Origin of the sequence: Henriciella sp. (genome assembly GCF_049649345.1) — a bacterium.
Classification (GTDB): domain Bacteria; phylum Pseudomonadota; class Alphaproteobacteria; order Caulobacterales; family Hyphomonadaceae; genus Henriciella.
Genome location: NZ_JBARZC010000393.1, coordinates 1 through 12,989, shown reverse-complemented (window position 1 = coordinate 12,989; position 12,989 = coordinate 1). Strand labels below are relative to the sequence as shown.

Annotated in this window: 11 protein-coding genes; 5 read left to right on the top strand and 6 right to left on the bottom strand. The window is 58.3% G+C overall.

The features are described from left to right. From rplK to WA989_RS10700, 3 genes are all read right to left on the bottom strand, one after another. A partial coding sequence (gene rplK / locus WA989_RS10710) for a 50S ribosomal protein L11 (RefSeq protein WP_424340488.1) occupies nt 1-333 on the bottom strand: 333 nt, incomplete at its 3' end. 208 nt (nt 334-541) lie between these two features. Then, a complete protein-coding gene (locus WA989_RS10705; RefSeq protein ID WP_424340487.1) occupies nt 542-1,402 on the bottom strand; it encodes a M48 family metallopeptidase in 861 nt (286 codons plus the stop codon). 128 nt (nt 1,403-1,530) lie between these two features. Next, a complete protein-coding gene (locus tag WA989_RS10700) occupies nt 1,531-2,856 on the bottom strand; it encodes a hypothetical protein (RefSeq protein ID WP_424340486.1) in 1,326 nt (441 codons plus the stop codon). Nucleotides 2,857-3,035: 179 nt separating this feature from the next. Between WA989_RS10700 and WA989_RS10695 the strand changes: the two genes are divergently transcribed. Both WA989_RS10695 and WA989_RS10690 read left to right on the top strand, forming a co-directional pair. Beyond that, on the top strand, nt 3,036-3,848 hold the full coding sequence (locus WA989_RS10695) for a TrmH family RNA methyltransferase (RefSeq protein WP_424340485.1): 813 nt from the start codon (nt 3,036-3,038) through the stop codon (nt 3,846-3,848). Further along, nucleotides 3,845-4,732 carry a class I SAM-dependent methyltransferase gene (locus tag WA989_RS10690; RefSeq protein WP_424340484.1) on the top strand — a complete coding sequence of 296 codons (888 nt, stop codon included), beginning with the start codon at nt 3,845-3,847 and terminating at the stop codon, nt 4,730-4,732. The genes WA989_RS10695 and WA989_RS10690 overlap by 4 nt, the downstream gene beginning before the upstream one ends. A 10-nt stretch (nt 4,733-4,742) precedes the next feature. Here the strand turns inward: WA989_RS10690 and WA989_RS10685 are convergent, their stop codons facing one another. Further along, a complete protein-coding gene (locus WA989_RS10685) occupies nt 4,743-7,337 on the bottom strand; it encodes a response regulator (RefSeq protein WP_424340483.1) in 2,595 nt (864 codons plus the stop codon). Between the two features lie 346 nt (nt 7,338-7,683). Between WA989_RS10685 and WA989_RS10680 the strand changes: the two genes are divergently transcribed. From WA989_RS10680 to WA989_RS10670, 3 genes are all read left to right on the top strand, one after another. Continuing rightward, a complete protein-coding gene (locus WA989_RS10680) occupies nt 7,684-9,513 on the top strand; it encodes a L,D-transpeptidase family protein (protein WP_424340482.1) in 1,830 nt (609 codons plus the stop codon). 6 nt (nt 9,514-9,519) lie between these two features. Continuing rightward, nucleotides 9,520-10,401, top strand: a complete 882-nt coding sequence (locus tag WA989_RS10675; RefSeq protein ID WP_424340481.1) for a D-Ala-D-Ala carboxypeptidase family metallohydrolase — start codon at nt 9,520-9,522, stop codon at nt 10,399-10,401. An 85-nt stretch (nt 10,402-10,486) separates the two neighbouring features. Beyond that, nucleotides 10,487-11,356, top strand: coding sequence for a TerC family protein (locus WA989_RS10670; protein WP_424340480.1), 870 nt, complete (start codon nt 10,487-10,489; stop codon nt 11,354-11,356). Between the two features lie 20 nt (nt 11,357-11,376). Here WA989_RS10670 and WA989_RS10665 read toward each other — a convergent pair whose 3' ends face one another. Both WA989_RS10665 and WA989_RS10660 read right to left on the bottom strand, forming a co-directional pair. Then, nucleotides 11,377-12,423: a FliM/FliN family flagellar motor switch protein gene (locus tag WA989_RS10665; RefSeq protein WP_424340479.1), complete on the bottom strand. Its 1,047-nt coding sequence runs from the start codon at nt 12,421-12,423 to the stop codon at nt 11,377-11,379. A gap of 292 nt (nt 12,424-12,715) precedes the next feature. Next, nucleotides 12,716-12,989: TraR/DksA C4-type zinc finger protein (locus WA989_RS10660; RefSeq protein WP_424340478.1), on the bottom strand; the 274-nt coding region annotated here is incomplete at its 5' end.

The window sequence follows — 12,989 nt, the reverse complement described above, 5'->3', positions numbered from 1 at the left end:
GCACTGGGCCACGGTCACCTTGCCAGCGACGTCCTTGCCAGGATGCTTTGCGCCTGAGTTCGGCTTGCCGATCTTGAGGCCGGCAGCTTTCTTCAGAAGCACGCTCGCTGGCGGCGTCTTGGTGATGAAGGTAAAGGACTTGTCCTGATAATAATCGATCACGACAGGGATCGGCAGTCCCTTCTCCATCTTCTCGGTCTTCGCATTGAAGGCCTTGCAGAATTCCATGATGTTGATGCCGCGCTGACCGAGCGCTGGACCAACGGGTGGAGACGGGTTGGCCGCACCGGCCGGGATCTGGAGCTTGAGCTGCCCCAGCAGTTTCTTCGCCATGATATCCTCTCTGGCTTGTATAGGGCCGGTGGTCTTTCGATCCGGCCGCCGTTCATTTGAGGTCCCGTGGTAGAGCCCGGTGATGGTCTTTGCCGCCGGCACTTCCCACAGAAGTTCGCCCACAGTTGAGCGAAGGGCGGGTGTACACACGAAAAGACCCGGCAGGTCAAGCCCGCCGGGTCAGTCGGATTGGGTCTGGGTCGACGCCCTAGATCAGCGCGTAACCCTTGGCATTGATATACTGCTTCAGCGCATTGATGCGCGTGGACGGGTGCGGGTGGGTCGACAGGAATTCAGGCTGCCGCGCCGCATTTGCTTTCGCGTCCATGACTTCCCACAGCCGGACCGCCTGGGGCGTGTCATAACCTGCCGCGTGCATGTAATCGACGCCAGCTTTGTCAGCTTCAAGTTCGCTTTCGCGGCTATAAGGCAGGACCACCCCGAACTGCAGGGCCGCCCCGCCGAGCGCGGCGATAGCCCCGCCATAATTCTTGAGCGATTCTGACGACGAGACCGCAACCTGACCTGCGGCAAGACCGGCCTGCGCAAGCATGGCACGCGACATGCGGCGGTTGGCATGGCGGTAGACCGTGTGTCCAACCTCGTGGCCCAGGACCGAGCTGAGCTGGTCATCATTTTCAACCAGTTCGACGATGCCGCGATAAACACCGACCCGGTTGCCCGGCATCACGAAAGCGTTGACGTCGTCGGAGTCGAAGACCGCCACATCCCATTGCTCGCCCGCCTTCGGCGTCACCCGCTCAATGCGGTTCCAGGTGTTGAGCACCCGGTTCTTGACCTGCGAGTTTGAGGTCTGCGGTGTTTGCGATTTCAGATCGGTCCAGGCGGTCGCCGCCATTGATGCGATCTGGTCGTCACCGAGAAAAGCGAGCTCGGTCTGTCCCGTATAGGGGTTTGTCGTACAGCTGGAGACGATCGGAAACACGCTGCCCGCAGCGAGGCCTGATATGATGGCACGCCTCGACAGGTTCATCTTGGGCGCGTCGCGCACAAGCGCTCCATCAATTTCGACGCGCTCGGTATCTTCAAAGTTCAGCTTGGTTGACATGGCTCACCTCCGTTTGGCGCTACTTTAGACTGCCAGCATTAACCTTCCAAACGACTCTTCGTTCAAATGAAAGATTATTCTCTCCGAAACGAGCTGAACGCAGAATGAAGCCTGTTGCCATTCTGGCTTCAGCTCGAGGCGTCGGCTGCGGCAAGCTCTCTTGCCTGATCGGTCCAGCCTTCGCGGCTGACACGGCCCGCAAAGTTCAGCTGCCTGTCGATCCACGCTTCATTCTCGGCGCTCCATTCGGCAATCTGAGAAAAATGCCAAATCCCGTGGTCATTGAGGATAGACTGGATACGCGGCCCGATCCCCGTAATCAGGGTGAGATCATCTGCTGACCCGTTGGGCTTCTCGAGCGCGGTCGGACGGACACCTTCAGAGTCAGACGCGCTGTCGTCATCGTCGTCTGTCCCGACGCCGGGTGTTTCTGAAGTGTCGTCCATGGCCTCTTTGGCATCCAGCACCTCAAGAACGCGGTCTGCGGGATGGGCTTCATCCTCAATAACGTCCTCAGGCTCGCTGGGCTGATCAGCGCCAGGTCCATCATCGGTACCGTCTGCCTCGATTTCCTGTTCAGCTGGTTCAGAATCCGCTTCGGTGACGTCTGCTTCAATGTCTGGCGCAAGCTCTGGAGCTGGCGAGACCTCCTTGGCTGTTACGTCTTCGTCGGCATCTTCGCCGCCGGCGGGTTCGTCTGCGTCCGTTTCAACAGGATCTGGCCGCTCCTCAAAATAAGCCAAGCGCCCTTCGAGATAGCGGTTGCGCCAGCGAAGCCGGGCCAATTCCTCATCCGCAGCGCTTGTGTCGCTGGCCGGCGCCGGATCTGGGGCAACCGGCGCGGCAGACGTGGACTTGGTGGCCTCATCCTCCAGCGCCGTGATACGTGATTTCAGGTAATCGACCTGCCAGAGGAGCTTGTCGGTTTCAGCCTTGTCAGTTTCACCCTTGTCACTTTCGGCCTCGTCGGTCTCCACCGCGGAGGTCTCTGCCTGCGGCGCAGTCCCCATCTCATGGATCTTCGCCTCAAGCTCGCGAATACGGCCTTCGAGAAACTCGTTCCGCGATTTCGCATTTTCGAGGTCTTCGTTTGATTGTAGCGTCGCCGCAGCCGCATCCTCCGAACCCTGGCCATCGGTCAGCGACTGAAGCGCACCTTTGGCTTCGGCCAGCTCATCAGACATTTGCTTGATCCGTTCGTCGCGCTCGCGAATTTCGCCGTCGACGCCGGTAGACGTGAGGCCCACCGACTCCTTTTGCTTGCGCTGTGCTGCATAGAGCGAATCCAGTTCGCTCCGCACCTGTTCCAGCTCGGTGACCGCGATATCACGCTCGACGGTTGCCCGCCGGCGCTTTCCAGCAAGCATCCCGCCGCGAAGAAGCCAAGCGAGTACAAATCCGAGGAAAGCGGCAGCGCCGACGACATACCAGATGTATTCATTAATGAGAGTCATGGAAGAACGGCTCCTTGATCGAGGCGCGCATAAGACATGTGAGTCGTGTCGCGAAAAAGGCGAAAACGAGACTGTGGACTCCTGATAATGCGGCTCTTTCCTCCGAATTGGACCGGTTAACGCAGCATGATCCATGCCGCATCAATTGTGTTCAGGCAAGTCTGTGCTAAACGCCGCGCATGTCTTCAGGCCCGGAAATCATCTCCAGCTCCTCAAATCCTCTGATCAAGATGATGAGGAGTCTGGACCGCAAGAAAGTCCGTAATGAGACCGGGCTGTTCCTCGCTGAAGGCGCCCGCCTTGTTGAGCAAGGGCTCGATGCCGGCTGGAGGCTGGACAGTCTTGTCGTGTCGGCCTCCGGGGCGGAGCGCGGCTACATGCCGGCCCTGATCGCAAAAGCAGAGACGGGCGGCGCACGCGTCATACAGGTCCCCGACAGGCTGGCTAGCCAGATCGCGCGCAAGGACAATCCGCAAGCCGTCATCGGCGCGTTCAAGCAGCGATCGCAGACGATCGGCGAGCTGCCTGCAGAGCCGGCCAGTCTATGGATTGGCCTTTACGAGGTGCGCGATCCCGGCAATCTCGGCACCATCCTCAGGACTGCCGATTGCGCGGGGATTTCTGGCGTCGTCCTGATTAATCAGTGCTGCGACCCTTATAGCGTCGAAGCTGTGCGCGCGTCGATGGGCTCGATCTTTGATGTCCACTTCGCGCAGGGCTCCTTCGACCAGTTCGAAGCCTGGAAAGTGTCAGCCGGTCTTTCCGTGGTTGCCGCGAGCGTCAATGGCTCGGCTCGCCATACAGAGACAGACATGACAGGCGGGACTGTGATCCTGATGGGCAATGAACAGGCCGGCATCCCGGACGAGGTCGAAGCCAGATGCGATACGCTGTGTCTCATCCCGATGCGCGGCGGCGCCGACAGCCTCAACCTCGCGCAGGCGACAGCGATCATGACCTATGAGGCCTGGCGACAGAGAGACTTCAAATGAAATACCAGCAGACGCTGTTTCTCGCCGATAACTGGACGGACTATGCGTTGCTTGACAGCGGCGATGGCTTCAAGCTTGAGCGCTTCGCCAATCAGCGCATCATTCGCCCGGACCCGCAAGCCTTCTGGAAACCGAACGCGCCTGTCGAGTCCTGGAACGCGGACGCGCATTTTGATGCCAAGGCCGGCGACGATGAGCGCGGCCAATGGCGCAAACTCAATCCAAAGGCGCCAGACACCTGGCCGATGGAATGGAACGGGCTGAAGTTCAACGCCCGTCGTACGCCATTCAGACATCTGGGCCTGTTTCAGGAACACTCGGTGCACTGGGCATTTGCCATCGATCAGATCAAGAAAGCGGGCCGACCAGTGAAGGTTCTCAATCTCTTCGGCTATACCGGCATGATGTCGCTCGCCTGCGCCCAGGCAGGGGCAGAGGTCGTTCATCTGGACGCCAGCCCCAAATCCAATGGCTTCGGCAAGGAGCATCAGGAACTATCGGGCCTTGAAGACCGCACAATCCGCTGGATCGCAGACGACGCCATGAAGTTCGTCGCCCGCGAGGGCCGGCGCGGCAATACTTATGATGCGATCATCCTGGACCCGCCAAAGTTTGGCAGAGGCACCAAGAATGAGACGTGGCGGTTTGAAGAAGACCTGCCCGGCCTGCTCGACGCGGTTGCGGAGCTGCTGGTCAAGAAACCGCTGTTCGTCATCCTGACAGCCTATGCCGTGCGGCTGTCTCACATTGCATTGGCGCAGGCGCTGGGCGATCGGCTTGAACCACTTAGCGGCCGGATCGAAATGGGCGAAATGGCGATCCCAGAACAGAAAAGCGGCCGGATGCTTCCGACCGCCATCTGTGCGCGCTGGCGCGCTGACTAGGGTTGCCTGATTAGGCCGCTTCACGTTCCTTGCGCGTGCCGAGCTGTTGCTTCACGCGCTCTGCAAGCTGGCGCACGCTGAACGGCTTCGGCAGGAAGGACACTTCGCGGTCATCGTCGAGCTTCTTGGCGAGGTCGCGTTCGGCGTAGCCTGAGATGAAGATGACGCGAGCATCTCCAAGATATTCCTTGGCTTCTCGGATCAGGGTCGGCCCGTCCATGCCCGGCATGACGACGTCGGAAATCACGAGATCAAAAGCGCCGGATTCTTCTTGAAGGATTTCAAGCGCTTCTTCGCCGTCTTGAGCCGATTCGACTTCGTATCCGCGGGAAATGAGGTGCATGACAGCAATGTCGCGCACGCCCTTTTCATCCTCGACAAGGAGGATTCGGCCACGGCCAGAAATATCGACAGGACGGTGGTCGACGGCTTCGTCTTCAGGCCCGACAATTTCCGGCATCGGCACTTCATCGGCCTTGAGCGCGGGCAGATAGATCTGGAAAGTCGTCCCCTTCCCGACTTTGGAAATCGGGCAGACATACCCCTCTGACTGTTTGATGATGCCGTAGACGGTGGCCAGCCCAAGCCCTGTACCGACACCGACATCCTTTGTCGTGAAGAAGGGCTGGAAGATCTTGTCGAGAATATTCGACGGAATTCCGTGCCCATTGTCGATCACCTCGACCAGCAGATACTCGCCATCCTCGACATAGTTGAAGCCATGCTTATGCGCGTCTTCGCCTGTGGCGCGGGATGTCCGTATTGTGAGCTTACCGCCGGACTGACCGGACAGAAGCATCGCGTCACGCGCATTGGTCACGAGATTGATGATCGCGGTTTCAAGCTGGTTCTTGTCCGCCTTGATATACGGCAGATTGCGACCGTGAAGGGTGTCGAACTCGATCCGCTCATCGAGGATCTGGCGGAGAAGGATTCCGAACTCCGACAGGAAGTCGGTCACGTTGAAAACTTCGCGCTTGAAGGTCTGCTGGCGGGCATAGGCGAGCAGCATGTGTACGAGATCCTTCGCCCGCACCGAGAACTCATGAATGCTCTTCAGGTTTTCGTAGGAAGGATCCCCAACCGGGTGACGCGTCATCAGCTCGTCATTGTTGAGCATGATGCCGGTCAGCACGTTGTTGAAATCGTGCGCAACCCCGCCGGCTAGCTGACCGATGGCCTGCATCTTCTCGCCTTGAGCGAGGCGCAGCTCGAGCTCTTTCTGCTCTGTCATGTCGATGATGTAGGCAACCGATGGCTGGCCGACATTGTCGAGGGTCACGAAGACATTGACGGATTTTGGCTCATCGCCAGAGAGCTTGAGCCCCACCGGCTTGTCGATCGCATCGACCAGCTTACTGGCGAGGCTATCCTCGCCAGTGCCCTCATCCACGAACAGATCCGAGAACTGGGTGCCGGGCGCAGAGCGGCCTTCCGCCATTTCAAGCAAGGCCTTGTTGGCATCCAGAATGATCGCAGCTTCTACCGAATTGCCTTCCAGGCGAACAGCACCGAACGGTGCGTCGTCAAACATCGGATCGCCGTCAGGGCGCGCAGGACGGCTCGCCGAAGCTGCGAGAAAGCGGTCTTCGCCGGCCAGCTGGGACTGGCTATTGGCCACGACGACGGTGCGCCCCTGCGCGTCCGCGCCCTTGCCCGACCATGTCGTTATTGTCTGGACCGGCATCTCCACGCCATCGCGCGTGCGGATCATGATGTTCGCCCGGCCGGGCGCGCCTGATTTCTTGTCACGCGCGAGCATTTTTACAAATTCCGGGCGCATGATGTCATCAAGCCGGATATTCTTCGCCGTTTCAGGCAGGCCGATATGTTCGCGAAGCCAGTTATTGGCATAAGTGATCGTGCCATCGGGTTTGGCAGCGAAGAAGCCCAGTGGCGCATCCTCCACGTAGAGCGCCTTCATGTCAGAAGCGCCGGTCGCTGCTTCGACACCGCTGATCCGGCGCAGGCGCCAGACGACGCGGCTACGAGGCAAAGGCGCGACAGACACTTCGTACTGGACGGGCAAGGAGTCCGACCCGATCGTCATCGCCGGGAGCACTTCGCGCCGTGCTTCACAGGCCTTTGCGGCCTTCGATAGGCGGAAGACCGGCGCGGCAAGCCCAGGGCTCGCACTGAAGATGCGGTCGACGGTGACCGGCCCAGCAGAATCCTGCTGACCGGAGAGCGCAATTCGGGTGAGTTCGCGGTAAGGCTCGTTTGCCGCCAGCGGCGCCCCACCCTGGTCAGCGACAAGGACCGCTTCGTCCAGCGAATCGATCCAGCCAAAGCGCGGCGTGACAGCGTTGACCGCCTCTGCAGCTGCGCCCTTGTGCGGGAAAAGGCCGAGCCGTCGCCCTGCCCCTTTCAGGACCCAAAGCAGAAACACCATGCCACCGGCTGCCATCGAAATGAGCAATACCGGCCCTGTGCCGCCGACAGCCTCAGGCCAGGCGATCGCAACGCTCGCAGCAGCGACAGCGATAAGCAGGCATCCCCAGAAAGCAAGCTGGAGCAGGTCGAGCCGGCTCATCGGCTGATCGGCCAGAAGATCCTCGTCCGAGACCACATCCAGATTTTCCGGTTTCGTGCCCATTGCCGTCATGAAGCCCAACTCCTGCCGCCGCATCGGCCGTTCTGGCTCTGCGGCGATTCGCTTAGTCTATACCACTGTCGAGCCTCACGCACCTGCATGCTGAACAGACTCGGCTCTTTATCGTTTGTCGGCCGGAAAGGTTAATCAATCCAAAAGCGACGTTAATCGAATAGATGAAATTTCAGTAGCGTTGCAGCCTCATAGCCTTACGGTTTTCTCGAGCCCGCCGGACAGTCCGGTGCACCCGCCTTTCGCGCTGGGTGGTCGCCGCCGGGCAGCCTTCTTCACTTTCCACCGGAACTCACGTCCTGGCCTGCCGTTGGTCTTGCAACAGTTTTCTAAAGACAGAGGTATTATGAAACCGATCCTGCTCTCGGCACTGATCGCGACCGTCTCGCCGCTCGCGATAGCGCAGCAAGCCATGGGCCACCCTGACGCGCCAAAAGTATCAGAAGCGCAGCAAGATGTGATGGCCGGTGACACCGTCAACGCGCCGGTCCCTAGCGAGATCGAGACTGCAATCCTGTCGGACTGGTTTGAAACGGAACTCGATGGCGATCTTCATCCAAGCGTTATTGAAGCAGCGCGCCGCGCCTATGCTCAAACTATGTTTAAACCGATATGGACCGAGACGGGTGCAGAAGACCTGACGACGTTTTCATCGGACCTGTTCAAGTATGGCCTTACATCCTCGGATGTTCTGGAGGCCAATCTTCAAAAGCTGGTCAACGCACGCTTCGAGACTGGATCGAAAGAGGCCCGGGCAGAAGCCGATCTTGCCTTGTCCGCAGCATGGCTGCGCATGGCGGCTGCGATGAGCGGCACCATGAAACATGAGGGTGAGGCGGAGACATCCCAGCTTGATGCAGCGACCTTTGCCGCACTGCCCCAGGATTTGATTGATGCCGGCAAAGGCAAGGTCAAAGCGGCCCTAGAAAAATATGAATCGAAATATCCTCAGTATGAGCGTCTGAAGGACGCTTTGATGGACTATCGCGAAATCCGCGATGAGGGTGGCTGGCTCGCTATTCCCGAAGGCGATATTGTAGAGGCGGGCGGCTCAGATCCGCGTATTCCTGCCATTCGCACCCGTCTTTCTGCTGAAGGATACACCTCGCAGAGATCGACGGCGGCACCCGGCGCAGAAGCCGTATATGTGGAAATCGACATGACCGATGCTTCTGCGGAAACAGGCCCGAAACCTCGTCAGATCAACGAGACTGACGACGAAAGCGTTGAAAACGAAATTGATCCGCAGATTTACGATGAGGGTCTTGTAGAAGCCGTCAAAACGTTCCAGTCCCGCCACGGTATTGAGCGAGACGGTATAATCGGACCAGCCACTTTGGCCGCGATGAATGAGAGCGTCGACTCCAAGATTGCCCGTATCGCCGAGTCTATGGATCGCTGGCGCCATCAGGGCGCAGTCGATGAGAAATACATCTGGGTGAATATTCCGTCCTACACCGCGGAAGGCTGGGAGGACGGCAAACGCGAAATCACGATGAAAACAATCGTCGGCAAGGAGGATCGCGAAACACCAACCTTCAATGATGAAATCGAGTATGTGGTCGCCAATCCGAACTGGTATGCGCCCGTGAGCATTGTACGCCGCGACAAGTTGCCGAAGCTTCAGAACGACCCTGGCTATGCCGAGCGGGGCAACTACAAGGTCTACGACCGGTCGACCGGCGAGCAAGTCAGCGCCTATTCCGTGAACTGGAACGATCCGGCTTCGGCCGAAAAATACAGGCTTGTGCAGCAGTCGGGCGCCGGCAACGCGCTCGGAGAACTGAAGATTATCTTTCCCAACCAGTATTCGGTCTATCTGCATGATACGCCCAGCGTCAGCTTGTTTGACCACGCCAAGCGGGCCTTCAGCTCCGGTTGTGTTCGGCTGGAAAAGCCGGTCCAAATGGCGACATGGCTCGCCGAGGACGACAGGAAAGTCCAATCGGAAGAGCTCAAGGACGCTGTCGATTCTGACACCAATCAGCGCATCGAGCTTTCCTCGCGTATCCCGGTACACATCACCTACATGACTGTGACAGCAAATAACGACGGCTCGGTAAGCTTCTGGCGCGACATCTATGACCGGACCGAAGGCATTCGGAGGGTCGAAAAGTATGCACCGCTCAACACGGTGTCGGAAGCGGACAGCCCGGCAGACCTGGAGAAAGGATAAGGCGTCATGATCAAGCCCTTTGTTCTCATCTCGGTCTGGAAATTCGCCGGACTGACTGGCCTCGCCGCAGACGCCCCCGTGACTCTCGCGGGAGAGGAGCTGCCTCATGACGTGTGGCATTACATGGCCATGCCGGGAGACGAAGTGAATTTCTCGGCCCCGTCTGGTGTGACCGTTTTTCTGGATGACGAAGCGGTACAAGGCGCAGGCCAATTCGATGCGCCATCGACACCCGGCATCTATCAACTGGAATTTCGAAAGCCTTCAGGAAGCGTCATCAACGATGTTTCTCTGTTTGTGCTTGAGCCATCCAAAAACATCGACTCATCAGGCCGTCTGAACGGGTTCCGCATGGGCCAATACCCCCAAGACCAGCCGAAGGGCTTTATCCGGCTGGATGAGGGCTATGGCGACATCAAGGTCTCACCAAGTTTCCGGATCGGCCAGTTTCTATGCAAGCAGCAGCCAGACCACTGGCCAAAATACCTTCTGATTTCGACCCCGAACCTGGAGCGGCTGGAATATCTGCTCGCTTCGCTGAATGAAGACGGGGTGACAGACGCTGACACCTTCTTCGTAATGAGTGGCTACAGATCTCCCTTCTACAATACGGCGATCGGCTCTGCGAAACTGTCCCGCCACATGTATGGCGACGCCACGGACATCTATGTCGACGTCGCCCCCAGGGACGGGGTCATGGACGATCTCAATAAGGATGGCGCTCTGAATAAGGAAGACGCCAATTTTCTATATGACTATGCCGAAGAGCTCTTTGCAGCGGCTGGCGACACACCAAAGGGCGGGCTTGGCAGTTATGGGTCCAATGCTGTGCACGGGCCCTTCGTTCACGTAGATGGACGTGGTCGTCCGGCGCGCTGGGGCCGTTAAATTTATCACGGGCTTATCGCTCGACTTGCATCGGTAACCGGTTGCGTACACTAAGATCAGATAGCGAATAATAGAGGGGGCAGACATGCCGGACATTCTTGGTGATCTCTTCACGCTGAGCGGCTTTTTCACCTTTCTGATGCTGCTCCTTCTTCAAGCCGTTCTCGGCTTCGATAATCTCCTCTACATCACGATCGAATCAAAGCGTGTCGGCGAGAAAGCGCCTATGGTACGGCGCTGGGGCATTGGGCTTGCCATGCTGTTCCGTGTCGTCCTCCTGGTGATTATTGTCAGTCTGTTCGGCTTCCTTGCAGAACCCCTATTCTCCATCGCCATACCGAGAGTGCTTGATGGAGAGTTTACACTTCAATCGCTTGTTACGCTGCTTGGTGGCGGCTTCATCATATATACGGCAGTCAAGGAAATCACACATCTCCTGACCGTTGATGATTTCGCCCATTCCAAGGACGGTAAGAAAAAGTCGGTCACTCAAGCGATTCTGATGATTGTCGCGATGAACCTGGTTTTCTCCTTCGACTCCATTCTCTCCGCTATGGCTATCGCCAACGTGAAGGAAACCGTGGATGGCGTCACAGAGACCCGCTATCAGGTGACCATCATGGCCGTGGCGATCATCGCGTCTGGCATCGCCATGATCCTGATGGCGGACTATGTGGCGGAATTTCTTCAGAAGAACCGGATGTATGAGGTGCTTGGCCTGTTCATCCTATTCCTGGTTGGTGTGCTTCTCGTGACCGAAGGCGCGCACCTTGCCCACATGCACATTTTCACCTTCCCGATCGATGCGATGTCGAAGTCGAGCTTCTATCTCGTCGTCGGTGTCCTGGTGATCACAGATATCATCTCAACAAATTTCCAAAAACGCCTCTGGGCGCAGCGCGAAGCCGAACTGCAAAGCGGTGGGCGCTCATCGGCTGCGGACGACACGCATTAGGACGTGCGGGAAATAACGGCCTAGTCGATGGTCCGGCGGATCCTGATAGCCATGAAGTTACCCTTGCGGCCAATCTCGCCCTCAAAGGCAACGGGCCCATCGCGATCCCCTGACAACAGCTCGACCGGTTGATCTGCAGGCAGGCCCAGCATCAATGTGTCGCCGGGTTTGAGCGAGGAAAGCTTGCTCACTGGCACACTCATGCTTGCGATGCGGGCGGTCATCAGCGCGGTCATCTTTCGTTGCGCAGGCTCTTCGATGTCGCTTGGGCGCATCGACTTGTGCGGCGCCGCAAACGAAAACAGCTCCAGGCGGGCATGGTCTTCGCCGAAGGCCGCTTCAAACTCGATGGATTCGCCCTGGTCAGTGCTGACAAGCGAGGCGGCATAGTCGCTGTCGGTTTCGATGCAGCTGAGCCGGCTGGAGGGCGCAAAGGCCTTGTTGAGTGGACGGATCAGCTGTTCGAGAAGCGCGCAGTCGATCGCACTCAGGTCCCGCGCGCCAGCTCCACCTTCGGGCAAACCTCCGCAGGCAATCGAAATCAGACTGTCGGCGATGCGTCCGGGCAGAACGAGCAGATGCGTGATATCGCCTTCCTCAGCCTCAAAGCAGGCGAAGGCGGTCTTGCTGGAGCTAAACCGGGAAAGACGGGCACCGATATCATCCACAGGGCCTGAACGCGTCGGCCGAATTGCCAACTTAAGCCCTGAGATTTGACCAAGCGCCAGCGACAAGCGCGCGGAAATCCTGCGGGCGGCGTCATCGATCTGAGCCTCGGCCGGAGGAAATTCCCGGGCGACCTTAACCTCACGGACGTCATCAGGTTCTGGCTCATCATCATTGATCTGGGAGAGGTTCGGCCGGAGAAGCGCCTCAATCTCGGCCTTTGAGAGGATTCCTCTCGCCGTCGGAAAGCGGAAGCCCTCTTCCTGCGCCGGCTTGGCCGTGTGGTAGGGCCCAGGCATGTCGCGCATCACAGTGCGTTCCCGCCGCTCAGACATGGCCCACTCATTCTGCTCATCACGAACTGCGTTCTGCATGTCTGCCCTATCAGCCTTGTCCGTCATTCTTGAGCCGCGCTGGTTAATGAGACGTTAGGAGTTTGGAGTCCGTCGCACAGGGAATCGGGTTTTACGAAGTGAATTCGCAGTCAGATGCTAATGAACGGGCGCTCTGTGTTAACCAAGCCACACCGATTTTAAGTCGACCGAAACATCTGGATAAGGTTTGATTCGGATTCACGTGGCAGATTGTGATCAACGGATCGGCACAGAAATAAACCGCCGGGCGTTGGGTGATAAAAAACGGCAGAGGTCTTTTGCGACCTCTGCCGTTTTCAATTTCCAGTTCGAACAAATTCTAGTCGTCGCGGACAGTCCGCTCCTTGCGCTCATGGCGCTCTTGAGCCTCAAGGCTCAGCGTTGCTGTCGGACGAGCTTCGAGGCGGCGCAGGCTGATCGGCTCACCCGTTTCGTCGCAATAGCCATACGTACCTTCGTCGATGCGGCGCAGCGCAGCGTCGATCTTGGCGATCAGCTTGCGCTGGCGGTCGCGGGTCCGAAGCTCGAGCGCCCGGTCCGTTTCCTCGCTGGCGCGGTCGGCGATATCGGGGATGTTGCGCGCCGCACCCTGC